This window comes from Rothia sp. CCM 9416 (genome assembly GCF_048513535.1).
GTDB lineage: Bacteria > Actinomycetota > Actinomycetes > Actinomycetales > Micrococcaceae > Rothia.
Window position 1 is genome coordinate 14,446 of sequence record NZ_JBLXXR010000020.1, and the last position, 23,673, is coordinate 38,118.

Consider the following 23,673-nt stretch of genomic DNA (forward strand, 5'->3'; position numbering starts at 1 on the left):
GGTATCGGGCAGACTAGGCCAAGAAGAACTAGAATGGGTGCGTGGCTCAAGAACGAATTATCCTCTATTACTGCTTTGCACCCGTAACCGACCCCAAGGCTGTCATGCTGTGGCAGCGCGCCCTGTGCGAGAAGCTTGGCCTAACCGGCCGTATCCTCATCTCCAAGCACGGCATTAATGGGACTTTGGGCGGCGATGTTAACGCCCTCAAACAGTACGGTAAGACGACCCGCCAGTACCCCGGCTTTGAGAAGCTGGAACTGAAGTGGTCCGATGGTGGTTCCGCTGATTTCCCCCGCCTGTCGGTCAAGGCCCGCAAGGAGATTGTTGCTTTCGGTGCCCCCGATGAACTTGTGGTTGACGAGAACGGTGTAGTGGGTGGCGGTGTCCACCTGAAGCCCGAAGAGGTTAACCAGCTGGTTGAAGAACGTGGCGATGAGGTTGTCTTCTTCGATGGGCGTAATGCCTTTGAAGCTAAGATTGGCAAGTTTAAGAACGCTGTGGTGCCCGATGTGCGGACCACCCACGATTTTATCCAGGAGATTGAGTCGGGTAAGTACGATTATCTCAAGGACAAGCCGGTTGTTACTTACTGCACCGGCGGTATTCGCTGTGAGATTCTCTCCGCCCTCATGAAGAACCGGGGTTTCAAGGAGATTTACCAGATTGACGGCGGCATCGTGCGCTACGGCGAAAAGTTTGGTGACTCGGGGCTATGGGAAGGCTCTCTGTACGTCTTTGACAAGCGTCAGCGCGTGGAGTTCTCGCCCGATACCGTAACTATTGGTGAGTGCGAGCACTGCCAGGCTCCTGCTAATAGCTTTGTCAACCTCGATGTGGACGGTAACCGCGACCTGGTTCTGCTGTGCCCCGAGTGCGAGACCAAGGCACTGGCCCAGTTTGAGAGCGTGAGCGGCTAAGACTTTTACCTATTCAAGCGTGGGCTAGGGGCTGGGTCAAGAGGCATCGACCTTTTGCCCGGCCCCTTTTGTGTGCTCTGGTGCTGGGGTATTAGAGTAGTGAGCCATGACAGCAGAGCAGACGTATGAGACAGCCCTGATTGAGTATGGGACCTTTATGGTGGCGGGCGTGACCGAGCCGGCTAGGCAGACGAGCGATTTCTCGCTGTGGTGGAAGAAACTCTATGATCATTTGGGTGCCGGCGAGACAGAGGCTGAGGCTCAGCTGGCTGCCCAGCGGTTGGCGGCTGTGGAGAAGCTTCAGCGGGTGGGCGTGCTCATGCCAGATGCCGACGATTCCGGGGTGACCTATACTGCCGGGTTTATTGTTCCCGGGGGTATTAAAGATGTTGCGGCTTTGGGGCTGACGGGTGTGGTGGTCCCCGGTGCCATGTACGCTACGGTACTGGTGGAGGGGCCCCTGGTGCCCGGTCTTCCGCCTGCCCATATTAAGGCCGGTTTTGACTATCTGGCTCAGACCTTTATCCCCTCTAAAAACCTGACCCCTACCGGTGTGTGTCTAGAGGTGTACGGGCCGGGTGATATACAGGGGCAGAACTATCGCATGTACCTGTGGCAGGCGGTGACCGGACTCTCTGCATAGTCGCAGTTCTGAGTCTTAGCCTAAGGTAGTTGCCCTGAGAGAACAGAACCTAGAAAGAGAAATACCTTCCGGTGCGCTAGCACGGAAGGTATTTCTATGAGGTCTTACCGGTGCCCTGATGGGGCGGTAATGCCGTGGGTTATCTTACGAGTTGCGTTCCTCTGCCAGCTGTTCTTCGAGCCGGGCAATAATCTCTTCGATGAAAGCGGGGCCGCCGTTGGCTGCTTTTTGCTTCCAGTCGGTAATGGATTTTTCGAGTTCGGCAATTTTTTCTACATTAGCCATAAGAAAGACTTTAGCTTACTTGTCGGTAAAAGAAGGCGAAGTTCCCTCTTTAACTTTTTCCCAGGTTTCTATACCGCCCGGTACGGCCTTGAAAAGAGGGTGGGGTAATGCTGGCGGTGGCGTGGAGAAATGCTGGGCGAACCAGTCGGGGGAGCGCCCTTTGACTTTGTGGGTAAGGAAAGCAAGCTCATATTCTAGCTGTCCCTCGGTGACCTCTAGCTCTTCCAGCTTATTATCTCTGGGCAGTACCAGGAGTGAGCGGTTAAAGGAGTAGCCGCGCGTGTCAGCTTCGTCGGCAAGGCCGTGCAGGTAGGCGCAGATATAGGCCAGCGGATCATTGCTTGCTTTGAAGCGGTCTAGCTGGGGGTGCTGAGTATAGCCGCGTGTTTTTCCTTGGAGGACTTTTTGGGCCAAGAGTGTTTCACGCCAGCAAGCGACTAGGCCTTTGGCATCGAGCAGGGCAGGGGTGATGGACCAGATACGCACTGTTAGCTCCTGGCCCGCTGGTCAATGGCTGCTTCGAGCCGGTCGAGTTTTCCGGTGATTTCACCGGAGTCGTGGCCGGGGCGGATATCCGCCTTGAGCACGAGGGAAACCCTGTTGCCGTAGCGGGTCATGGCTTCGGTGGCGGCTTTGATGACGGCCATACATTGATCCCAGTCACCTTCGATGGTGGTGAACATGGCATCGGTGCGGTGGGGTAGGCCTGAGTCGCGCACAATCTGGACGGCTTCGGCAACGGCGTCGTGGACGGAGCCACTGGGGTCGCCGCCTCCGGTGGGGGCTACAGAGAAAGCAAATAACATACCTCTACGTTAGCCTGTGCTAGCTGTTTGTGGTAGGTTCTGCCCCATCAATGGAGGCCTAGTTTGGCGGTGCGGTGGCTAGGGGCCGGATCTGTGCGTGCGGCTGGGGTTTCTCTACGGTTAACATGGGTAGGGTGATGACTACTGATTTTTCTCGTGTTCCTGGTGCTCCGGTAAGCGCCGATATCTCTTCTTTGGTCAGGCTCCATACTGCCTTGCGAGCGGTCAACTATACCTATGAGGGGGTTGCCTCCCTCCTGGGTAACCGCGCTTTTGAGGCCATGACCCGGGACCAGCTCACACCTGGTATCTACAGGCTGAACCAGGTGCTGGGGTACGAGAAAACAGCCTCTACTTTTAGCCTTGGTGAAAAGTCGCTGGCGCAGGTAGTGCGTTTCTTCCTGATGGGGCAGGTGCTTGAGTCTGCTGAGCTTGAAGCCGCTCTGGGGGCCGGTTTATGCGATCTTCTCGTAGAGCTTGGCCTGGCTGAAAGCGCTGCCACAGGTTCCCTTCAGGCTTCGGTTGACCTGCGCCCCCACGCCGCTGACGACGGCACTGAACTCTATGTTGCTAGCGATCTGGGTGCGCACCAGCGCCCCGGCGTTCTGCGGAAGGACCATGTACTGGGTATCGGTCATGCTTCCCTGACCCTGGCACAGTTCACCGAGCGCACTCCCCTTGAACGGGCGCTCGATCTGGGCACCGGGTGCGGCATCCAGACCTTCCATCTGCTGGCCCACGCCCGTCACGTCACCGCAACGGATATTTCGGAGCGGGCATTGGCTTTTACCCGCTTTAACCTTCTGCTTAATGCTCCTGCCCTAGAGATTGACCCGCAGAAGCTAGAGGACCGGGTGAGCTTGCTCCACGGTTCTTTGCTGGAACCGGTATCCGGGCAGAGCTTTGACCTGGTGGTTTCTAACCCGCCCTTTGTCATTACACCGCGTAGCTCTGGGGAGACCCCGGCAGACCAGTTCACCTACCGCGACGGTGGTATGGCAGGGGATGGCATCGTGTCAACCTTGGTGCGCCAGCTCCCTGAGATCTTGAACCCCGGTGGGCGTGCCCAGATGCTGGGTAACTGGGAAATTCCCGTGGCTGGCCCCGGTGAGCAGGCCGACTGGTCGGCCCGCCCCCGCGACTGGGTAGGTCAAGAAGCGGAGGCCTGGTTTATTCAGCGTGAAGTCCTTGCCCCGGAGCAGTATGCTGAGACTTGGTTGCGTGATGCCAGCGAGAACCGCGACCCCGCCCACTACGAGCAGGCCTATACTGACTACCTGCGCGACTTTGCCGCGCGAGGCGTGGACGCTATCGGCTTTGGCATGATCTGGTTGCGCCGACCCAACTTGCAGGCGGCAGGGGAGCGCCTGCACCGTTTTGAGGAAATTACCTACCCGATCCAACAACCCATTGCCTCCTTTATCACTGAGGCCGTTGCCCACTATGATGCGGTGACTGCCCTGGATGATGAAGCCCTCCTAGCCCAGCATCTGGTGGTAGCTGGGGATGTGACCGAGGAGCGCCACTTGTCACCCGGTTCTGAGCATCCGTCCCTTATTTTGCTCCGCGCCGGTGCCGGTTTACGCCGCACCATTTTAGAAACCACAGAAACAAGCGGGTTCGTCTCGGCCTGCGATGGGGAACTCAGCGTGGGCCAGATTGTCAATGCCCTAGCCACTCTGCTGGACTGGCAGGACGCTTCACCCCAGCAGGAATTGATAAGTAACATTCGTGAACTGTTGGAGAAGAGTTTTCTGCGCCTTGAGCAGGGTGACTAGACTGGGGCTATGGTAGAGAACCCGATTAAAGCCCTGACCGAAGACCGCTGCTGGGAGCTTTTAAGCTCGCATGAGTTTGGGCGTCTTGCCCTAGCCGTGAGCGGCGAAGTCGATATTTACCCCGTCAATTTTGTGGTGCACCAGAAGAAAATCTACTTCCGTACCGCAGCTGGGCAGAAGCTGTCCGAGGTCGTTATTAGCCGTAAGGCCGCCTTTGAGATTGATGAAGTCAAAGATGGTATGGCCCGCTCCGTGGTAGTACACGGGAATGCCCAGTGGCTGACCAGCGAAGCTGACCTTGCCGCCATTGAATCGTTGGGGCTACGCGCCTACGCACCGACCTACAAGACCAACTGGGTTGAGGTTGAGCCGGTGAGCATTAGCGGCCGCGAATTTGAGATCGGTGAAGAACCGACCGACGAGCTCTAAGCCAGCCCCAGAACCCCGTACACCATAGGTCGGCCAGCATGATGGGTGCCAAGAGCCCTCTAAGGTCACATGACCCTAAGTGGACAGGAAGTGCTGTCTGTCGGCTATTGTTGTGCTTACACGCCTATTGTCAACCTCAAGGAGCCACCAGTGCCCACCAAGGCAACCCCCCTGCACGGCAAGTCACTGCTGATTGTAGAGTCCCCCTCTAAAGTCAAAACAATTAGCGGTTACCTGGGAGATGCCTTTATTGTCGAGTCCTCGATGGGCCACATCCGTGACCTGCCTCAGCCCTCTGAACTGCCCGATGAGCTGAAAAAGAGCCCTGTGGGTAAGTTCGCTGTTGACGTGGAGAACGGCTTTGAACCCTACTATGTGGTCAATTCTGATAAGAAGAAGAAAGTCACCGAGCTCAAGCGCCTGCTCAAAGAGTCTGATGCGCTTTATCTGGCAACCGATGGGGACCGTGAGGGCGAAGCGATTGCCTGGCACCTGCTTGAGGTGCTCAAGCCCAAGGTACCCGTCTACCGTCTGACTTTCCCGGAAATCACCAAGGAAGCCATTGAACGTGGCTTCAAGGATTTGCGTGAGATCGATGAGAACCTGGTGGATGCTCAGGAAACCCGCCGTGTCCTTGACCGTATCTACGGCTATGAGCTCTCTCCCGTGCTCTGGCGCAAGGTGTCGCGTGGCCTCTCTGCGGGCCGCGTGCAGTCTGTTGCCACCCGCCTGGTTGTTGAGCGTGAACGCGAGCGCATGGCTTTCCGCTCTGCCAGCTACTGGGATTTGACCGGCACCTTTACGACCGCATCGGCTGAGAGCTTTAGCGCTAAGCTATCTGCTGTGGATGGTGCCCGTGTTGCTACGGGCAAGGATTTTGCCGATAACGGCGCTTTAAAGGCTTCTGCGGCTTCTAAGGTTTCCCATCTCGATGAGGCCGCCGCTAGTTCGCTGGCTACCGCTCTGGCCTCTGCTGATTTCGCGGTTCGCTCGGTCGAGACCAAGCCCTACACCCGCCGTCCTGCTGCCCCTTTCACGACCTCCACCCTGCAGCAGGAGGCAGCCCGTAAGCTCCGTTTCTCGTCACGCTCGACCATGCAGGTTGCCCAGCGACTCTACGAAAACGGGTACATTACCTACATGCGAACCGACTCCGTTGCCCTGTCAGATCAGGCAATCCGGGCCGCTCGCGCCCAGGCCAAGGAACTTTACGGTGCCGAGTTTGTACCTGCCTCACCGCGCGTCTACGCTTCTAAGTCTAAGAACGCCCAGGAAGCTCACGAAGCAATCCGCCCTGCCGGTGATACCTTCCGCACCCCTGCTGCCGTCAAATCAGCCTTGAGCCCCGATGAGTTCCGTCTCTACGAACTGATTTGGAAGCGTACCGTTGCCTCTCAGATGGCTGATGCTAAGGGTTCAACCGCCTCCGTCCGCTTGGGCGCTATCGCCAGTGATGGGCGCGATGCCGAGTTCGCCGCCTCGGGTACCGTCATTACCTTCCGAGGCTTTTTAGCTGCCTATGAGGAGGGCAAAGATGCCCTGCGCAACGAGGAAGACAAGGCCGCCGAGACGAAGAGTGAGAAACGTCTGCCCCAGCTTGCCCAGGGCGATAGGCTGAACGCCAGCGATATCGAGGCTGCCCGGCACGAGACCTCGCCCCCGCCCCGCTACACCGAAGCCTCCCTGGTCAAGGCCATGGACGAGCTGGGTATTGGTCGCCCTTCAACCTATGCTGCCGTTATCTCCACCATCATGGACCGGGGTTATGTTCATCACCGGGCTGGTTCCCTGGTACCTTCCTGGACGGCTTTTTCGGTGGTACGCCTGCTTGAAGAGCACTTTGCCAAGTATGTGGACTACGAGTTCACCGCTGAGATGGAAGAGGATCTGGACCGCATTGCACGCGGCGAAGAAGCCCGCACCCAGTGGTTGGGCAACTTCTACTTTGGTGGTGAGGCCCAGCGCGGCCTCAAGCCTATGGTCGATAACCTGGGTGATATCGACGCTAGAGCTATTAACTCCATTGAGGTTGCCCCCGGAGTCAATCTGCGCGTGGGTAAGTTTGGCCCCTACCTTGAGATGGGCGGCGAAATTGACACCGAGACCGGCGAGATTAAGGACCCGGTCCGCGCTAATGTGCCTGATGATCTGGCTCCCGATGAGCTGACCGAGGAGAAGGTCGCAGAGCTGATCTCCCAGGGCAAACAGGACGGTCGTGAACTTGGTGTAGACCCGGTGACCGGGCGCACTATTGTAGCCCGGGACGGCCGCTACGGCCCCTACGTCACCGAGCTGATCCCTGAGATGAGCGAAGAAGAAATCGCCGCCTGGATGGAGGCCCAGCCCACCGAGTACTACAAGAACGGTAGGCCCAAGCCTAAGAAGAAGCCTAAGCCTGAAAAGCCCCGTACCGGCTCCCTCTTCAAGAGCATGGATCTGGCAACTATCACCCTTGAGGACGCGCTCAAACTCATGAGTCTGCCCCGCGTGGTGGGAAGCGATGCTGAGGGCCTTGAGATTACCGCCCAGAACGGACGTTTTGGCCCCTACCTGAAGAAGGGTACGGATTCGCGCTCGCTGGAAAACGAGGAGCAGATTTTCTCGATTACCTTGGAGCAGGCCCTTGAGATTTATTCTCAGCCTAAGCAGCGTGGGCGGGCGGCGGCTAAGCCCCCCTTGGCTGAGCTGGGTGTTGACCCGGTGTCTGAGAAGAAGATTGTGGTTAAGGACGGCCGCTTTGGCCCCTACATCACCGACGGTGTCACCAATATTACGGTGCCTAGGAGCGAGACAATTGAGTCACTGACTCATACCCGTGCGGTTGAGCTTTTGGCTGAGAAGCGCGCCAAGGGCCCGGTTAAGCGTAAGACTACCGCTAAGAAGACCACCGCTAAGAAGAGCCCTGCCAAGAAGGCACATGCAAAGAAGACAACAGCCAAGAAGACAACAGCCAAGAAGACAACAGCCAAGAAGACAACAGCCAAGAAGACAACAGCTACAGAAGCCGCTGAGTAGGGGCTAAGCCCTGCCAGCGGGTGATGGGGGCAGGAGCTAGGCTCCTGCCCCCAGCTGTTTGCGGGATCGAGCTGGCCGGCCGCGCGGGGTGCGTCCTTTAGACTGGTAGGCAGGAACCTTATTCTTTTCACCTATCCTGGGGGAACCATGCGACTCGGCGTGCTTGATATCGGCTCAAATACCGGCCACCTGCTCTTGATCGAGGGGCAGCTGGGTTCGCGCCCCGAAGCCTATACCGATGCCCATAAGGAGCCCCTTCAACTGGTGCGCTACATTGATGCGGATGGGAAGATCACCGACGAGGGCCGCGACCGGCTGACAGCCTTTGTCAAGAGCGCTGTGCTTTATGCTATCGAGCAGGGAGCTGAGGACCTTTTAGCTTTTGCTACCAGCGCTATTCGTGAGTCCAAAAACGGCCCTGCGGTCCTTCAGCACGTGCAGAATGCCACCGGGGTGAACCTGACCGAGATTACCGGTGACCAGGAAGCTGCGATTACCTATCACGCGGTGCGCCACTGGCAGGGGTGGGGTGCTGGCCGTATCCTCAACTTTGATATTGGCGGTGGCTCCTTTGAGTTCTCTACCGGCATGGATGCCTACCCCGATGACGCTATCTCGGTGCCCCTGGGCGCTACCCGCCTAACCGGGGACTGGTTTAGCTCGGAGATCCCTTCACCCAAGGAAATTAAGAAACTCCGTAAGTATGTGCGTGAAACCCTAGAGCCTGTTGCCACCCAGCTCCTTGCCTACGGTGAGCCCAACATGGTGGTGGGTACCTCCAAGACTTTCCGCTCCCTGGCCCGTATTTGCGGTGCTGCCCCGTATTCTGCTGGCCCCTATGTTAAGCGTGAAATGCGTTTAGAAGACCTGCGCTTGTGGACCCGTCGTATGGAGGCCATGGCACCGTCTGAGCGGGTGGACTTGCCGGGGGTGTCTGAGGTGCGCGCTGAGCAGATGCTTGCCGGCGCTATTGCAGCTGAGACGGCTATGGATGTTTTTGGCGTAGGAGTTATGCGGGTCAGCCCCTGGGCTTTGCGTGAGGGCCTGATCCTGCGCCGCATGAACTACCTAGCCCAGCAGGGTTCTTACTCCATGCTTGACCCCCGCTCACTTGAAGAATTCGTCCGTAATTAGACTCTGATATCCTGCTGACCGGTAGAAACTTTCCTTTCTAGGTAAGCCGGTTTGTAGATGAACGGTGCTTGTTATGACTGACTCCCAGCTCAACCCAGCTTCTGCTGAGCCTGCTATTGTTACTACGGGAACAGAAGGGCTGCGACCTCAGATTCCTGTGGCGCTTTCGACCTCCTGCCTTTTTCCTCTGGGGGTGCACGAGACCTTTTCAACGGCTGTAGATCTTGGCTACGACAGTGTTGAGGTCATGATTACTCACACCGCTCTGAGTCAGGAGCCCTACGACCTGCTGAACCTGGTGCAGGAGTACCAGATTCCAATTTCTGCTATTCATGCACCGACTCTCTTGCTGACCCAGCAGGTGTGGGGCCGGGCCTGGAACAAGATGCAGATGGCTGCCAAAATGACCAAGGCTGTAGGAGCTGACGTGATTGTTGCGCACCCACCTTTCCGATGGCAGAAGACCTACGCCAAGAACTTTGTGGCCGGTGTCCGCGAAATCTCTGAACATGAGGGCGTTAAAATCGCGGTAGAAAACATGTACCCCTGGTCATTCAAAGGGAAAGCGATCGAGATGTACGCCCCGCACTGGGAGCCCTCTCGCTTTGACTATGACTGGATTACCTGGGACTTCTCCCATGCGGCAGCTGCCAATGATGACTCCTTAGAGGCCGTTAAACGGATTGGCTCTCGCCTGGGGCACCTTCATCTGACCGATGGTTCTGGCGATAAGCTCATGGATGAGCACTTGGTGCCGGGGCACGGTAGTCAGCCTGTTGCTGAGACGCTACAGTACCTTGCGACGACCGACTTTGCGGGCGTGGTGTGTGCCGAGGTATCGACCCGCAAGGCCAAGGGCGCGGCTGAGCGTGACGAGTGGCTCTACGAGACGCTTCAGTTTGCGCGCACCCACCTGGCCCGCTAACCTGCCTCGTGCAGGCTTTCTCTTTGATCCCTACCGATAGGACAACATCTACCATGACTACTGTAGCTTTTTTGGGAACGGGTTCCATGAACGGGGCAATTGCCTCAGGCTTGCTTGCCGGTGGAGCTGATCCTGCAACACTTCGCGCTACTGTCGGCTCCGTAGCTAGCGTCGAGCCCCTTAAGAAGAAACTGGGGGAGCGAGGCTCAGAAGTCCTGGTACTGGCAAACGAGACAGAGCCCGAAGCAAACCTGCGGGCTGTCCAGGGGGCAGACCTTGTGCTCTTGGGCGTCAAACCCTACGCTATTCTTGACCTTGCCCGGCAGATCGCCCCGGTACTGGACCCCAGCACCCTTGTGGTATCGGTGGCCGCAGGTATCACCCTCGATGCCCTGACAGCAGCACTGCCTGAGGGACAACCTGTTATCCGTTGCATGCCAAACACTCCTTCACGTGTGGGCAAGGGGGTTCTTGCTATCTCGGTGGGTGCGTCAGTAAGTGCTAGCCAGCAGGAGGTAGCGGCCAATATCTTAGCGGCAGCAGGGCAGGTCTTTGAGGTTGGAGAGGAACAGATGGGTGCTGTCACCGCTGTGTCTGGTTCTGGGCCTGCCTATGCTTTCTTACTAGCCGAGACAATGGCCGCCGCCGGTGTGAAGTTAGGCCTTGATGAGCAAACAGCCACAGCGCTAGCCGCGGCAACCGTGGCGGGTGCGGGCTATCTCTTGGAGGCTGACCCTGATCCCGAGTCACTGCGCCAGGCCGTCACCAGTCCCAAGGGGACCACAGACAGGGCTATCCGGACCTTTACGGAGGGTGGTCTCTTTGAACTAACTGAGGCGGCTATGCGGGCTTGTGTTCAGCGCAATGATGAGATGACTGCTGAATTCTGCGGCGGTAGCAAGGATCACTAGCACCTAAAGACTGTTTGAGCATAAGAGCATACTGTGCTACCAAGTTCTATAACAAGATTTCAGCCTTGAGGGTAGCGAAACTACTTGGGGGCAAACTAAAAGGCCAGTCCGTAGGGAACCGGACTGGCCTTTAGCTCTCTACCCACCAGTAGGGATCTGGCGGATGGAGAATGCCTTCAACCTGAACTCGGTGGCATTAGGGGGAACCACCATAGAGATCAGGTCTCTAGCTACTTGAACGGGTTCGCGGACCGTTCAGTAATCACTCGCACCTTTAGAGGTATTTATAACTATAGGCTAGTTCGTAGGATTATGCACCTTGTCGTCCTAGAAAAAACAGAAAAATTTTCAGAAATTAGCTCAATATACATATTAGGTTGAGGTTTATTGAATCCTAGTCAGGGCAACCTTTGGGTGGAGAATTTAGGGCCTTGAGGCAAAACGCTGAATAAGATCCACTTGCCCAGAGACAATAAGTAAATCTCGTGAAGAGACTTTTGTTGTGGGGGTTGCATGGGTAATCTCTTCGCCGGGGGATTTTACACCCACGATTGTTACACCGTATTTCGACCTAACGTCTGATTCTGCCAGGGTGAAGCCGTGGGTTTCTTTAGGTGGGTACATTTTGACGATGGCGAAATCATCGTCAAACTCAATAAAATCAAGCAAACGACCGGAGACCAGATGGGCGGCGCGGACGCCGGCGTCTGACTCTGGGTAAACAACCCGGTGTGCTCCAATACGGGATAGAATTTTGCCGTGGGAGGGCGTAATCGCCTTGGCCCAGATGCGTTCAATCCCTAAATCCACTAGGTTAGCTGTGATGAGCACAGAGGCCTCAACCGAGGTCCCTACGCCAACCACAGCAGAGCTAAAGTCCTGAGCACCTAGCTGGCGTAAGGCGTTGATATCTGTTGCATCTGCTTCGACCACATGGGTCAGCTCCCCTGCCCACTTCTGAACTAGTGCGGAATCCTTTTCAACAGCCAGAACCTCCTTATTCTGGTGGACGAGCTGTGCAGCGGTAGCTGACCCAAAGCGGCCAAGCCCGATTACTAGAACCGGGGCGCTGTGGGTTGTGCGAGACTCTTTCTTAGCCAATGATGGGCCTTTCTTCGGGGAACTTGTATAGACGGCGGCGGGAACGTAGAGCCAGGCCCGTTGCTACGGTGACGGTACCGACTCTGCCAATCAGCATCAGCAGGGAAAGGACGTAGGCCCCTGCCGCTGGCAAATCAGGTGAGAGCCCGCTTGAAAGACCACAGGTGGCGTAAGCGGAGATAACCTCAAAGAGTGACTTATCCAGGCTGGCTCCGCTGATCAGCATAATAGCGGCAGTCCCCAGGAGTACAAAGACAGAACTCATCATGATGACCGTAATTGCGATGCGTAGTACAGCGTCAGGGATGGTTCTTCTGAAAGCTACAACGAACTGGTCACCACGGGCCTCGGCCAAAATGGCTAGGAAAACTACGGCCAGGGTGGTGACCTTGATACCACCAGCGGTTGATGCTGAGCCTCCGCCGACAAACATCAGTACATCGGTCAGGAGCATTGTCACCGGGTGCATGTCTGACATCTCTACGAGGTTGAAGCCTCCAGAGCGGGTCATGACAGAAGCAAATATTCCGTTCAGTAGCTTATCGGCCAGGGTCATGCTCCCGATAGTTTTGGGGTTGTTCCATTCAAGAACCAGCCAGGCTAGGGAACCCATCATAAAGAGCAGGAAGGTACCCAGCAGGGTGAGCTTGGCGTTGAGGTTCCACCCCCGGTAGTGCAGGCTCTTGCGTAGGGCCAGGATGACTGGGAAGCCCAGGGAGCCGATAAAGACCCCTAAGGCTATGGGGGTAATGACCCACAGATCATGGCTATAGGGTACAAGGCCATCTGTGTGAGGGGTGAAGCCTGCATTGTTAAAGGCCGAGATCGCGTAGAAGACCCCGTGCCAGGTGGCTTGGCTCAGGGGCTCGCCCAAAAATATGAAGCGGGGAATAAGGGTTGCGGCAATAAAGGCTTCGATGGTGATAGAGGTGAAGGCTACTGTGCGTAGGACTGAGCCTACTTCACCCAAACGGCCAATGTTGAGGGTTTCCTGAGCGATGATTTTTGAGCGTAATCCAAGTTTCTTGCCAACGATCAGAGCCAGGATAGAGGTGAATGTGAGGGTCCCCAGGCCCCCGACCTGTGCGCCGACGAGAATAACGAGGTGCCCAAAAGTGCTCCATTGGTCAGCCGTGGAGACAGTGGTAAGACCGGTAACGGTCACAGCACTAGTTGCCGTGAAAACCGCATCATGGAGGGCTACTGAGTGGCCGTCCTGGGAGGCCCAGGGGGTGTAAAGGAGCAAGGATAAGGCGGAAATGACCAGGACAAAGGCTGCAATAGCTATGCGGGAGGAGGAATTTCCCACACTTTGATCTACTAGCTCGCGAAATCTATATAAGAGAGTTTGGAGAGGGTGGGCATCTTGGTCAGCCTCTTTCATGACTGTTTGAGGGACTCTTTCCTTGATTTTGAAGAGGGTGCTATGGTCCTCGGGTTTCGGGGGCTGGCGCACGATTTTGTTCATTGGTTCACCTCTCTTTCTAGCCTAGTGTGCGTGTCATATCGGTAGGCTCCGCTGTCGATGGGGTTTAGAGTGTTTAATGAGAAATGTGACTTAAATAACCTTTAGGGGGTAGTGCTCGTGGCAGCAACCGATAGTCTGACGCCAACTGACCTGCGAGTCTTGTGGAGTCCCCACATGGCTAACTACTATTTTGGCGACTATCACCCTATGCACCCTTCCAGGCTCGATGCCACGGTATCCCTAGCTCGCGCATTGGGAATCTTTGACCTGCCGCAAATCCAGCTCGAAGAGCCAGAGATGGCTAACGTTCACCAGCTCATGTTAGCGCATGATTACTCCTATATTGATGCGGTTCAGAAGATTAGTGCTGACCCGAGTCTTACCATTGCAAACTGTGGTTTGGGGACGGAAGATACCCCTGGTTTTGAGGGGGTGCACGAAGCAAGTGCCCGACTGGCTGGTGGAACTTTTCAGGCGGCAGAGGCCATCTTGACTGGTGCTGTAAAACATGCGGTTAATTTTGGTGGCGGTATGCACCACGCTTCGCGGGATCAGGCGAGCGGGTTCTGCATCTATAACGACTGCGCTGTAGGTATCGGCCACCTGCTGGAACAGGGTGTTTCAAAAGTTGCCTACATCGATGTGGATGCCCACCACGGGGACGGTACTCAGAGCATCTTTTGGGATAATCCCAACGTTATGACTATCTCTCTGCATGAGAGTGGCATGACGCTCTTTCCCGGCACCGGGTTTGCAAACGAGGTGGGGCCGGAGGGCCTTGCGGCGGGAACCTCGGTAAATATTGCCCTACCCGAAGGAACTGCTGATTCTGGCTGGCTCCGAGCCTTCGACGCAATCGTCCCCAGCGTCTTACGGGAGTTTCAGCCAGAGGTCATTGTTAGCCAACACGGCTGCGACTCACACATGGACGATGACATGTCGCACCTGAAGGTCAGCATTAACGGTCAGCGTGAGATTGCCGCCCATATTTCTTTGCTTGCCGATGAGCTGTGTGAGGGCCGATGGATAGCTACCGGGGGAGGGGGCTACTCGATTTATAACGCTGTACCCCGTTCCTGGAGTCACCTTATTGCTGTTGCCGCCGGTCAGCCTCTCGATGTGAATATACCCACTCCGAAAGCCTGGCAAAAATATATGTTGGAGCGCTATGGGACGAAAGTGCCCACTATCTTGGGGGACCCAGTGGATTTGTGGTGGTCTTCGTGGGAGGTCGGGTTTGACCCTGCAAGCGGTATCGACCGCTCAATTATGGCCACCCGCAAGGAGGTTTTTCCACTGTGGGGTCTGGATCCCTGGTATGACTAGTCAATATTTCTGGTGTGGCAGGGTAAGCTAGAATATCTAAGTATTACCCTTTGGGTAAAAGTCCCTCCGCTTCAATAAGGTGCAGGCATGTCCCCCCTTCTGTTGGTAAAACATGCAATTGTGGGTATATATACGTATATGATGTCAGTATGAAAGATGACGTTTTTGCTGTTATCGCTGACTCGACCCGGCGACACATTCTTCAGGCACTTGCTGTCGAGCGATTGGCTGTGGGTGAACTGGTCGAGGAGCTTGGCGTTAGCCAACCAACTGTTTCTAAACACCTTAAAGTCCTACGAACTGCCGGTCTTGTCGAAACCGAGGCCGTAGGTCAGAAGCGTTTCTATTCAATTACCCCAGTGCCCCTCCTTACTATCACTGATTGGGCTCAGACCCTCATCGATGCCCCTGCTCTCCAAACAGGAGAGTCCCAAACTGTTCCCACCCCCCAGGACGAAAGGGCTCACCCTGCCGACCAGCAGGTCAGCACGGCCAGCCCCCCATCCCTCGAAAAAAAGGTTAGCCCGCTTGCTACAAGTAGCGAGCCAGAAGAAACCGAAGAAGAGCCCCCCGTGACTGCTGAAGTTACCCAGGAACAGGTTGATACCCCCCTTGTTCCTCACCCTACGAATGCCGGTATTTTGATTACTCCTTTGACTGCTTTCACCCCGGTCCTTGACCGGTACACCGGTGAGCAAGCTGACGGGATTATTGATAAGGAACAGGTATTCCCCAGGCAGAAAGCAGAAAGTACCAAGGCTCTATCTGCAACATTAGATAACACATTTGCTGCAGAAGACCTTGAAACTGAGGCAACTCTTCAGCTTAAGCTGATGGCTCAGAACCTCACCTTAGATTCTGAAGACGAACAGGTTTCTCCAGGCGAGAATCCGCTTGTTCCCCAAGGCCTCTCCCAAGCTCAGCCTGCTCTTTCAAAGCTTGAGACTGATATTGATGCCCAGGCTGAGGCTGCTGTTGCGGAATCGCAGGAACGCGCATCTATCACAGAGGCGCAGGCAGCAGAAGCCGCTGAAGAAGGCGGTCTGCTGTCAAAGCTGGCTCGCTGGGGCCGTCGCAGCGCGCGCTAATCACTCCATAGACCCCTACCTGAGAGAAAACACAACCCTATATGGCACACCATCAGCAGTTTCTCGACTGGATTGAGAATGAACTGATTAACCAAAACCTGCATCTGGGAGATGAACTACCCGATGACAGAGTGCTGGCCCGCGAGGTGGGTCTCAGCCAAAATCTGATGCGTGAAAGCCTTAAGCACTGCGAAGAAATCGGGGTGCTAAGGCTTTATGAGGGGCGCAAGAAGAGCATCATCAGCGTTCTCTTGCGTGAGCCGGCATCATCGGCTGGCCCTGCCATCGGCCTCTACTTGGCCAGTTCACGAGCCCCGCGCCAGGACCTGTTAAACACCTGCCTGCTCCTGGAAAGCTACGCCTTGGCCGGGCCGTCTTTTGACCAGTCTGCCTTCCCCGAACTTGACCGGATTGTCGGGGCCATGCAGGATGCCGCTACCAGTCTCAGCGATTTCCACGACCTTGAGGCTGATTTTCATATTCAGCTGGGTCGTTTGTCGGGTAACGCCCTGGTCTCTGCCCTGTTGGCTACGCTGCGCGATGCCATGATTGAAGCGCGGTTTGAGCTTGTTAACCGGGTTCCTCTGTGGAGTGCGACATCGGCTCGTTTGCGTATGGAGTACCGTGCCATTGTCGATGCGGCTCGTTCTTGTGATCCTGCACTTGCTCAGACCCTTTTGCGAGCTAACCTGCATGAGCGTTTTGCTGAGGCAGGTCACCGGCTTGATCTGCCAGAGGACATGGGGCAGGAGGATGAAGACCCTCAGTTCACTCTGGAACCCGTGGATATTGATGCCAAGGGGCTCCTGCCGGAGCAGTGGGGTGGTGCAATTGAGCCAGACCTCTTTGAGGCTCTGGCAACGATTCAGCCCATTAAGTCTTCTGTTTCGCCTGTACGGTCTGTCCTAGAGAAGAGCAAAGAACAGCCTGCGCCAGAACCGGTTGCTGCCTCGCATGTGCAAACCGCGCCGGAAGCTCCGCTGGAGGAGGCCCCTGTAGAAGATGCTCCCGAAGTAGCCGAAGCTGTGACTGCACAGGAGGTCCTGGCTGATGCGACCCCTCAAGCTAGCGAAGATACTGCTGAAGCTGAGAGCGCCCAGGCTCTTGTAGAGCCCAAGGGCCAAGAACCGGCAGAGCGTTCGGAAAAGGAGCCGCAAGCTAAGGCCGCAGAAACTCCTGAGCCTGATCTTGTGCTGGATAGCGAGGAAGAGAAGTCCCGTGAACCTGCTGTATCTGAACAGCCTGACCGGCAGCCCGAGCGTCCTGAGCCCATCGCGCTGGCAGAAGAGCGGGCTGTACCAACCGGTAGCGCTACGCGTAAGCGTCGCGGTACCGTCAGCCCCGTTGTTCGTGCAACGGTGATTCCACCGCGCCAGACCTCGCCCAAGCCGGTCCCGGTCCGGCGCCTCATTGACTGGCAACCGGTCGGCCAAGAAGACAAACCTCTTGTAGTTGCTGAGCAGGTATCGGCTCCGGTCCAGAGGGTTCCGGTAGAAGACCTTGAAGCGAAGCTTAAAAACGAAGAAGCTCGTCTGGCTGCTGCCAAGAAGCTAGCTCGTCGTACTGAGGCCAACCCTAGGGAATCAGGGGCCGCACCTGCTCGTGAGACTGGGCAGGTCGCTCATGCACCTGAAGCTCAGGTCATGGAGTCACCTGCGCCTGCAAGAGAAATCGCCGCATCTGAGCCGAAGCGCCCCAGCAGGGTAGCTTCTAAGAAGCTCTTCGATATCGTTAACTACTTTGGTTTTAAGCAGATGAAATCTCCGGTCAGGTCGGCTGTGCCCGCAGAGCCTTCCCGCGATGTGGACGATACCTTGCATATATCTGATGAGCCTGAAACCAATTCGTTTGAGGGGTATGAGTACATCGACCCCCTTGCCGAGGATGACGGTGCAGCCGACTACTCTGATTGGGAGGATGAGGACCTGCACAAGAGCGCTCCCTGGCAGGATGAGACCTCGCAGGTTAAGAACGGCCAGGCCGAGGAGCCCCTACCGGCACAGACTGGCCAACCTACTGAGCCGGGTACTGCTGCGTCTGCCGGGAGTATCCTGAGCCAGAAAAAGGGTAAAAAGAAATCTAAGAAAAACCGCCGCTAAAGGCTCAGTGTGGGAAATGCAACGAGAAAATGTTCTCACTTGAGGGTGAACGGGCCTCGGAACGTCCTGTTTACCTGTACTCTTGACAGAGAGCGTTTTTTCACGCGGAGGGTATTTTTGTGCCCAAAAGCGTGTGTAAGGGAGCGTTTATACCGGTATAACCCCCGGATAGCTACCGTACACACCTGAACTATCAGGTGGTGTCGGCCGGGTATCAACCACTCTATTTAATAAGTGAGGTGAATCCTATGGGTTCAGTTATCAAGAAGCGCCGCAAGCGTATGTCGAAGAAGAAGCACCGCAAGCTTCTCCGTAAGACTCGCCACCAGCGTCGCAATAAGAAGTAAATTCTTCACCGTGAGCCTCGCACCTTTGGGTGCGGGGCTCACGCTCTTTAAAGTGTGGCGAGAGGCGCTGGCGCGATAGAGTAAAGACTATGGCCACACCTCTTATTGAACTTCTGACCAAGCCAGGGTGCCACCTGTGCGAATCTGCCCGGCAGGCAACCCAGGAGGTTGTCTCAGGCTTTGACCTGAGTTTTACCGAGATTAACGTTGAGGATGACCCCGACCTTTTGGAGCGGTACCGTACCGAGATTCCGGTCTTGCGGGTGGACGGGGAGGTTAAGGACTTCTGGCAAATCAACACTAAGCGTCTTGCTCGCCTGCTGGAGAAAAAACTGGCTGGCTAAAAACGTTGGGCCAGGCAAAGCCCTGACAGACCACAGTGGTGGCCAAGAGATACCCGGGCTCTTCAGGTCGGGTTAGCGCTTGTTGGCCGCGTCTGAGAGACTAGGTATATGAGCACACCACAACAGGCTACTGTTACTGTCCACCTGATGCGCCACGGCGAAGTGCACAATCCGGATCGTATTGTGTACGGGCGCCTACCCAACTACCACCTGTCCGAGACCGGGCAGAAAATGGTGGGTCTGAGCGCTGAAGAGTTTAAGCGCCGCTCCGATGCCGGGGCCAATATCGTGCACCTGGTCTGTTCGCCGCTCACCCGCACCCGGGAATCTGCCGCACCGATTGAAGAGCTCCTGGGCCTGACCGCTCAGCCCGATGAACGTGTGATTGAAGCCGATAACTACTTTGAGGGCCTGCATGTCAATAAGCAGGAGCTGCTGGGGAACCCCTCACACTGGAAGCACCTGGTGAACCCCCTGCGTCCTTCCTGGGGTGAGCCCTACAGGGAACAGGTTGCCCGTATGGCAGAGGCCATTAAGGACGCCGCACGCACAGCCTATGAGCTGGGGGGTGATGGCGCCGAGGCAATCATTGTGTCCCACCAGCTCCCCATCTGGATGGCCCGCACCTCGGTGGAGGGTGGTCTGCTACCGCATGACCCCCGCGCACGCCAGTGTAATTTGGCTTCCATTACCAGCCTTAAGTTCAAGAATATTTTTGCTCCTGGCAAGCCAAAACTCTCTTATGTTGAGCCTGCTGCGGAGCTGTACTCAGGTGTTATTCAGTTACCCGGGTCATAATAGCCCGGTTGCATCCTCACACCCTCTGACTCGAAAGACCCCTTTTTATGTTGATTCCTTCTGACCTACGAGTGAGCCGTAAGCAGGCTCTGGGGCTCTTTGCTCTGGGCACTGTGGGGCTTCTATCTGCCTGCTCGCAAGGCCAAGATTCTCTGGCATCCCAGGCTGATGCGGGGGACGCTAAGGGATATATTGCCGGTGATGGTAGCGTCACCGAATACGCGCAGGGGGAGCGGGGGCAACCCGTTGAATTTGAGGGTGAGCTGTTTGATGGTTCGGTTGTTCGAGCATCAGAACTGCGCGGTAAGCCGGTCCTGATCAATTTCTGGTACGCAGGGTGTGCGCCCTGCCGCGCTGAAGCTCCCTGGCTCAACGAGCTTCATGAGAGCTATGGCCAGAAAGTTATCTTCTACGGTGCTAACGTGCGCGATGAAAAAGGCACCGCTGAAGCCTTCGAGAAAAAATTCGGGGTTGCCTATCCCTCCTTTAGGGATCTGAACGGCAAGGTGCTCCTTGCCATGAGCAAGTATGTTCCTGCTCAGGCCGTGCCCACTACTGTTGTGCTCGATGCCGAAGGGCGTGTAGCCGCCCGCATCTTAGGGCAGATTGATAAATCGGTTCTCAAAACCCTGCTCGAAGACCAAATCAGTGCCTAACTACGGCCAAATAGTTCTTGATGGCTCACTATGGCTGGCTCTGCCCCTGGCGGCTTTAGCCGGCCTGGTGTCCTTTGCCTCGCCCTGTGTGCTACCGCTGGTACCCGGCTATGTTGGCTACGTTACGGGCCTATCGGGTGGCCAGATGAGTGCCCGCCACCGAACCATCCGCATGTTGGTTGGGATTAGCCTATTCGTGTTCGGCTTCTCTCTAATTTTCGTGCTGATGTCGGTGGTACTCGCTCAACTGGGTGCCGCCCCCTGGCTACGCGGTCAGCGCTGGGTTGATGTGTTCCTGGGAGCACTGGTCATTCTGATGGGCCTGATTTTTATGGGGCGCTTCAACTTTTTCCAGAAGGACCGAAAAATCGAGGCAAAACCACCGGCAGGGCTGTGGGGAGCACCGATTCTGGGGATGACTTTTGGCCTGGGGTGGGCTCCCTGTATCGGCCCCACCTTTGCCGCCGTCCAAACCCTTGTCTACACCGGCGGGTCAGGTAATACTAAAGCTATTCTTCTGACGCTGGCCTACTGCCTAGGGCTGGGTATTCCCTTCCTGCTGGTAGCCCTGGGGATCAGCAGGGGTGTTAACACCCTGGGGTGGGCACGCCGCCACCGGCTACTCCTGCAGAAACTGGGCGGGGCCATGCTGATTCTTATCGGTATTCTGCTAGCCACGGGGGCCTGGACCTCCATGATGTCCTGGTTCCAAGCTACGGTTCCGGTCTACCAGCTCCCTATCTAAGTATCGGTACTCACCACCACACAAATACCCGCACTCATTACTCAAGGAAATCATGGCTGAGACTCAAGACGCGGCGGCACTCGGGCCGCTAGAAATGCTCCGCTGGGCCTGGACGCAGCTCACCAAGATGAACACCGCGCTCTTCTTGCTGCTCATGCTGGCTGTTGCCGCTGTGCCCGGCTCGGTCTTTCCCCAGCGTATTCAGGACCCTGCAAAGGTCAATGACTACATTAAAGCGCACGAGACGTGGGGACCTATTGCCGATAAGCTCCAGCTCTTCGATGTCTTTTCTTCAGTCTGGTTCGCCTCTATCTACATTCTGCTCTTTATCTCGCTGATTGGGTGCGTTATCCCTCGCGCTCTCAAACACTTCCGCTCGATGCGCTCTGCTCCTGCGCGCACACCCAAGAACTTTAACCGCCTACCCCAGCACCGTACCCTCATGATTCCCCTGGGCGAGGGCACCGAAGGGCTCACAGCCCAGCAAGCCATTGAAGACGCTGCTGCTATCCTCAGGAAGCGCCGCTACCGGGTAGAGATCCGCCAGGAAGCAGGTGCTGTCAATGTAGCGGCTGAACGTGGCTATCTACGCGAACTGGGCAATATCCTCTTCCACCTGGCCATGATGGGGGTGCTGGTCGCCGTTGCTGTTGGCTCCCTCTTTGGCTACAGCGGCCAAAAGATTGTTGCGGAAGACGAAACTTTTGTGAACTCCCTGATGAGCTATGACTCATTCAGCCCCGGTACAAACTACAACCCCGACTGGCTGGTCCCCTACGCCGCGACCATGGATACCATGACGGTAGAGTACGACCGGCAGAAAGGTTCCCCCACCTACGGGGACGATATTGACTACTCTGCCGAGTTCACTCTCACTGATTCCAACGGGGAAAGCCGCCAGCAGACCCTCAAGGTCAATGAACCTATCTACTTTGAGGGCACCAGCATCTACCTGCTGGGAAACGGCTATGCTCCCGTCATCAAAATAAGCAATGACGACGGTACCGTAGCTTTTGAAGGCCCCGTGGTAGGCCTACCGGCGGGTAAGAGCTACCTGTCATCGGTGGTTCTTAAGGTTCCCGACGCGAGCCCCGACCAGCTGGGCTTTGTGGGTATGTTCCTGCCTACCGGCGAACGAACTACCGGGGCCGCACCGACCTCAATCGACTCAGACCTCTATAACCCCATGCTGGTTCTTCAAAGCTACACCGGTGACCTGGGGCTCGATAAGGGGGTGCCCCAGAATGTCTATGTGCTTGACCTTGAAAGCCTAACCGGGCTGAATACCATGGCCCAGGGCAACGGTATCGTCCTTGATGCAAGCAATACCAAAGCCACCATGCCCGATGGACACGGCACTGTCGAGTTCCTGGGCGTCAAGCGGTACGCTGGCTTAGAAATCCGCTCGGATCCGGGCCGCCCGCTAGCACTGGCATCCTTTATCCTGCTCTTTGCGGGCCTGATTATTTCGCTCTTTGTGGCTCGCCGCCGTGTTTGGGTGCGGGCCCGTGAAACAGGGGAGGGTGCGGAGCGCGCACTCACGGTCGAGTATGCCCTGCTGGCTCGTGGCGAAGACCCCCGTCTAAGCCTAGAAGCAGATAAGCTCACGGACTTGCTCGCTGAGCGATGGGGACTAGAATTTGATGAAGCATAACCACCCGTGCACACCGGCTCAGCAGGTGCGCCGCCCCATACAGGCCTCGGCCTCCTAACCCTGCTTGTAGCACCTTTTGAATCGAGAAGCCTATGCCAGAAATTAACGAAACGTTCGCCCGCTGGAGTGAACTCTTTATGTACCTTGCGGCGCTTACCTACATGTTTGCTTTCATTGCCTTCAGCTGGGATGTTGCCGCTAACTCGCGCATTACCAAACGGCTTGAAGCCGCCCAGGAGTCTAAGAAGGAACTTGTGGGAGCAGGCGTGGGCGGCAAGTCCGCTTCGGTGCCTGCTGCAGTTATCAGCAGTACCGAGCAAGGAACCGGTGCTCGTGGCATGGGCTACCAGCGTGTGGCCACCGCTAAGATTTCTGCCCATGTGGCAGATTCGGATATGCGCTATGGTAGCGGTGAGCGTCGTCCGGCTGCGCGTGCTGCGGTAGCTATCATGGTGCTGGGCTGCCTTGTTCACGCTGCTGGTGTGGGGACCCGTGGTTTGGCTGCCCACCGGGTTCCCTGGGGCAACATGTATGAGTTTTGCACTACCGGTGCTTTCCTGGTGACTGCTGTGTTCCTGGTGTTCCTGGTTTTCCGTGACCTACGTTTTGTGGGCACTCTGGTTTCGGGGCTGGCCCTCGTGATGATGACAGCGGCCACTATGGGCTTTAATACACCGGTGGGCCAGCTTAAGCCCGCCCTGCAAAGCTACTGGCTGGTTATTCACGTTTCTATTGCGGTGCTGGCCTCTGCGGTCTTTACCATCACTTTTGCCATGGCAGTTCTTCAGCTTGTGCAGACGGCCCGTGAGCGTCAGATTTTGGCCGACCAGGACACCTCATTGACCCGTATGGGCTTTATGCGGTTGATTCCCTCGGCTACCGCGCTGGAAAACTTTGCTTTCCGCTTGAATACCGTGGGTTTTGCGATGTGGACCTTTACTCTAGCTGCTGGTGCTATCTGGGCTGAAAAGGCCTGGGGCCGTTACTGGGGCTGGGACACCAAGGAAGTCTGGACCTTTATTATTTGGGTTGTTTACGCGGCCTACCTGCACGCCCGTGCAACCCGGGGTTGGTCTGGCCCGCCGTCAGCCTGGCTCTCTATTGCTGGCTATCTCTGCATTATCTTCAACTTCACCGTGGTGAACGTGTTCTTCTCTGGCCTGCACTCTTACTCGGGTGCCCTGATTGACAAGCTTGACCC

Annotated in this window: 23 protein-coding genes; 18 read left to right on the forward strand and 5 right to left on the reverse strand. The window is 56.3% G+C overall.

The genetic code is table 11. The features are described 5' to 3' along the window. Nucleotides 1-41 precede the first annotated feature (41 nt). The gene (locus tag ACN080_RS08520) at nt 42-920 is read left to right on the forward strand and encodes a rhodanese-related sulfurtransferase (protein WP_419113544.1); all 879 of its coding nucleotides are present in this window, start codon (nt 42-44) and stop codon (nt 918-920) included. 106 nt (nt 921-1,026) lie between these two features. Next, nucleotides 1,027-1,563: a GyrI-like domain-containing protein gene (locus ACN080_RS08525; RefSeq protein WP_419110831.1), complete on the forward strand. Its 537-nt coding sequence runs from the start codon at nt 1,027-1,029 to the stop codon at nt 1,561-1,563. Between the two features lie 144 nt (nt 1,564-1,707). On the opposite strand, the gene ACN080_RS08530 is transcribed toward ACN080_RS08525, so the two are convergent. From ACN080_RS08530 to ACN080_RS08540, 3 genes are read right to left on the reverse strand one after another with little or no spacing between them, the layout of a single operon-like run. Next, nucleotides 1,708-1,848: a hypothetical protein gene (locus ACN080_RS08530; protein ID WP_419099179.1), complete on the reverse strand. Its 141-nt coding sequence runs from the start codon at nt 1,846-1,848 to the stop codon at nt 1,708-1,710. Nucleotides 1,849-1,863: 15 nt separating this feature from the next. Continuing rightward, nucleotides 1,864-2,334, reverse strand: a complete 471-nt coding sequence (locus ACN080_RS08535) for a pyrimidine dimer DNA glycosylase/endonuclease V (RefSeq protein ID WP_419104754.1) — start codon at nt 2,332-2,334, stop codon at nt 1,864-1,866. Between the two features lie 2 nt (nt 2,335-2,336). Beyond that, a complete protein-coding gene (locus ACN080_RS08540; RefSeq protein WP_419099181.1) occupies nt 2,337-2,654 on the reverse strand; it encodes a thiamine-binding protein in 318 nt (105 codons plus the stop codon). A gap of 137 nt (nt 2,655-2,791) precedes the next feature. Between ACN080_RS08540 and ACN080_RS08545 the strand changes: the two genes are divergently transcribed. The 6 genes from ACN080_RS08545 (at nt 2,792) to proC (ending at nt 10,846) form a co-directional block, all read left to right on the forward strand. Then, nucleotides 2,792-4,432: a DUF7059 domain-containing protein gene (locus ACN080_RS08545; protein WP_419113545.1), complete on the forward strand. Its 1,641-nt coding sequence runs from the start codon at nt 2,792-2,794 to the stop codon at nt 4,430-4,432. A 9-nt stretch (nt 4,433-4,441) separates the two neighbouring features. Next, entirely contained in the window at nt 4,442-4,861 is a 420-nt protein-coding gene (locus tag ACN080_RS08550; protein ID WP_419099183.1) for a pyridoxamine 5'-phosphate oxidase family protein, read from the forward strand. Nucleotides 4,862-5,011: 150 nt separating this feature from the next. Next, nucleotides 5,012-7,876, forward strand: coding sequence for a type I DNA topoisomerase (gene topA / locus ACN080_RS08555; RefSeq protein WP_419113546.1), 2,865 nt, complete (start codon nt 5,012-5,014; stop codon nt 7,874-7,876). Between the two features lie 147 nt (nt 7,877-8,023). Continuing rightward, nucleotides 8,024-9,010: a Ppx/GppA family phosphatase gene (locus tag ACN080_RS08560; protein WP_419099185.1), complete on the forward strand. Its 987-nt coding sequence runs from the start codon at nt 8,024-8,026 to the stop codon at nt 9,008-9,010. Nucleotides 9,011-9,083: 73 nt separating this feature from the next. Then, on the forward strand, nt 9,084-9,935 hold the full coding sequence (locus ACN080_RS08565; RefSeq protein WP_419113547.1) for a sugar phosphate isomerase/epimerase family protein: 852 nt from the start codon (nt 9,084-9,086) through the stop codon (nt 9,933-9,935). 53 nt (nt 9,936-9,988) lie between these two features. Further along, a complete protein-coding gene (gene proC / locus ACN080_RS08570) occupies nt 9,989-10,846 on the forward strand; it encodes a pyrroline-5-carboxylate reductase (protein WP_419099187.1) in 858 nt (285 codons plus the stop codon). Nucleotides 10,847-11,269: 423 nt separating this feature from the next. On the opposite strand, the gene ACN080_RS08575 is transcribed toward proC, so the two are convergent. Beyond that, a complete protein-coding gene (locus ACN080_RS08575) occupies nt 11,270-11,947 on the reverse strand; it encodes a potassium channel family protein (protein WP_419099188.1) in 678 nt (225 codons plus the stop codon). Beyond that, complete coding sequence (locus ACN080_RS08580; protein ID WP_419113548.1) at nt 11,940-13,256, reverse strand: TrkH family potassium uptake protein; 1,317 nt, start codon at nt 13,254-13,256, stop codon at nt 11,940-11,942. Before ACN080_RS08580 ends, ACN080_RS08575 begins: the two co-directional genes overlap by 8 nt. A gap of 333 nt (nt 13,257-13,589) precedes the next feature. On the opposite strand from ACN080_RS08580, the gene ACN080_RS08585 reads away from it, so the two are divergent. The 10 genes from ACN080_RS08585 to ccsB all read left to right on the forward strand — a co-directional run. Next, nucleotides 13,590-14,741: an acetoin utilization protein AcuC gene (locus ACN080_RS08585; protein WP_419113549.1), complete on the forward strand. Its 1,152-nt coding sequence runs from the start codon at nt 13,590-13,592 to the stop codon at nt 14,739-14,741. A gap of 149 nt (nt 14,742-14,890) precedes the next feature. Then, the gene (locus ACN080_RS08590) at nt 14,891-15,829 is read left to right on the forward strand and encodes an ArsR/SmtB family transcription factor (RefSeq protein ID WP_419113550.1); all 939 of its coding nucleotides are present in this window, start codon (nt 14,891-14,893) and stop codon (nt 15,827-15,829) included. A gap of 41 nt (nt 15,830-15,870) precedes the next feature. Then, entirely contained in the window at nt 15,871-17,928 is a 2,058-nt protein-coding gene (locus tag ACN080_RS08595) for an FCD domain-containing protein (protein ID WP_419113551.1), read from the forward strand. 248 nt (nt 17,929-18,176) lie between these two features. Next, complete coding sequence (locus ACN080_RS08600; protein WP_005504750.1) at nt 18,177-18,275, forward strand: 30S ribosomal protein bS22; 99 nt, start codon at nt 18,177-18,179, stop codon at nt 18,273-18,275. Between the two features lie 89 nt (nt 18,276-18,364). Next, nucleotides 18,365-18,619 carry a glutaredoxin family protein gene (locus ACN080_RS08605; protein ID WP_419099193.1) on the forward strand — a complete coding sequence of 85 codons (255 nt, stop codon included), beginning with the start codon at nt 18,365-18,367 and terminating at the stop codon, nt 18,617-18,619. A gap of 108 nt (nt 18,620-18,727) precedes the next feature. Continuing rightward, nucleotides 18,728-19,417, forward strand: coding sequence for a histidine phosphatase family protein (locus tag ACN080_RS08610; protein WP_419099194.1), 690 nt, complete (start codon nt 18,728-18,730; stop codon nt 19,415-19,417). Nucleotides 19,418-19,464: 47 nt separating this feature from the next. Beyond that, nucleotides 19,465-20,073, forward strand: coding sequence for a TlpA family protein disulfide reductase (locus ACN080_RS08615; protein ID WP_419113552.1), 609 nt, complete (start codon nt 19,465-19,467; stop codon nt 20,071-20,073). After that, a complete protein-coding gene (locus ACN080_RS08620) occupies nt 20,066-20,818 on the forward strand; it encodes a cytochrome c biogenesis CcdA family protein (RefSeq protein WP_419113553.1) in 753 nt (250 codons plus the stop codon). Before ACN080_RS08615 ends, ACN080_RS08620 begins: the two co-directional genes overlap by 8 nt. Nucleotides 20,819-20,870: 52 nt before the next feature. Continuing rightward, on the forward strand, nt 20,871-22,472 hold the full coding sequence (gene resB, locus ACN080_RS08625; RefSeq protein WP_419113554.1) for a cytochrome c biogenesis protein ResB: 1,602 nt from the start codon (nt 20,871-20,873) through the stop codon (nt 22,470-22,472). A gap of 92 nt (nt 22,473-22,564) precedes the next feature. Next, nucleotides 22,565-23,673, forward strand: a 1,109-nt coding sequence (gene ccsB / locus ACN080_RS08630; protein WP_419113555.1) for a c-type cytochrome biogenesis protein CcsB, incomplete at its 3' end; no start/stop codon positions are given.

Excerpts from the sequence above, each read along its gene's own strand:
- ACN080_RS08525 (WP_419110831.1), top strand. The coding sequence starts at position 1,027 with ATGACAGCAGAGCAGACGTATGAGACAGCCCTGATTGAGTATGGGACC.
- ACN080_RS08530 (WP_419099179.1), bottom strand. The coding sequence starts at position 1,848 with ATGGCTAATGTAGAAAAAATTGCCGAACTCGAAAAATCCATTACCGAC.
- ACN080_RS08540 (WP_419099181.1), bottom strand. The coding sequence starts at position 2,654 with ATGTTATTTGCTTTCTCTGTAGCCCCCACCGGAGGCGGCGACCCCAGT.
- ACN080_RS08545 (WP_419113545.1), top strand. The coding sequence starts at position 2,792 with ATGACTACTGATTTTTCTCGTGTTCCTGGTGCTCCGGTAAGCGCCGAT.
- ACN080_RS08550 (WP_419099183.1), top strand. The coding sequence starts at position 4,442 with ATGGTAGAGAACCCGATTAAAGCCCTGACCGAAGACCGCTGCTGGGAG.
- ACN080_RS08560 (WP_419099185.1), top strand. The coding sequence starts at position 8,024 with ATGCGACTCGGCGTGCTTGATATCGGCTCAAATACCGGCCACCTGCTC.
- ACN080_RS08565 (WP_419113547.1), top strand. The coding sequence starts at position 9,084 with ATGACTGACTCCCAGCTCAACCCAGCTTCTGCTGAGCCTGCTATTGTT.
- proC (WP_419099187.1), top strand. The coding sequence starts at position 9,989 with ATGACTACTGTAGCTTTTTTGGGAACGGGTTCCATGAACGGGGCAATT.
- ACN080_RS08585 (WP_419113549.1), top strand. The coding sequence starts at position 13,590 with ATGGCTAACTACTATTTTGGCGACTATCACCCTATGCACCCTTCCAGG.
- ACN080_RS08590 (WP_419113550.1), top strand. The coding sequence starts at position 14,891 with ATGAAAGATGACGTTTTTGCTGTTATCGCTGACTCGACCCGGCGACAC.
- ACN080_RS08595 (WP_419113551.1), top strand. The coding sequence starts at position 15,871 with ATGGCACACCATCAGCAGTTTCTCGACTGGATTGAGAATGAACTGATT.
- ACN080_RS08600 (WP_005504750.1), top strand. The coding sequence starts at position 18,177 with ATGGGTTCAGTTATCAAGAAGCGCCGCAAGCGTATGTCGAAGAAGAAG.
- ACN080_RS08605 (WP_419099193.1), top strand. The coding sequence starts at position 18,365 with ATGGCCACACCTCTTATTGAACTTCTGACCAAGCCAGGGTGCCACCTG.
- ACN080_RS08610 (WP_419099194.1), top strand. The coding sequence starts at position 18,728 with ATGAGCACACCACAACAGGCTACTGTTACTGTCCACCTGATGCGCCAC.
- ACN080_RS08615 (WP_419113552.1), top strand. The coding sequence starts at position 19,465 with ATGTTGATTCCTTCTGACCTACGAGTGAGCCGTAAGCAGGCTCTGGGG.
- resB (WP_419113554.1), top strand. The coding sequence starts at position 20,871 with ATGGCTGAGACTCAAGACGCGGCGGCACTCGGGCCGCTAGAAATGCTC.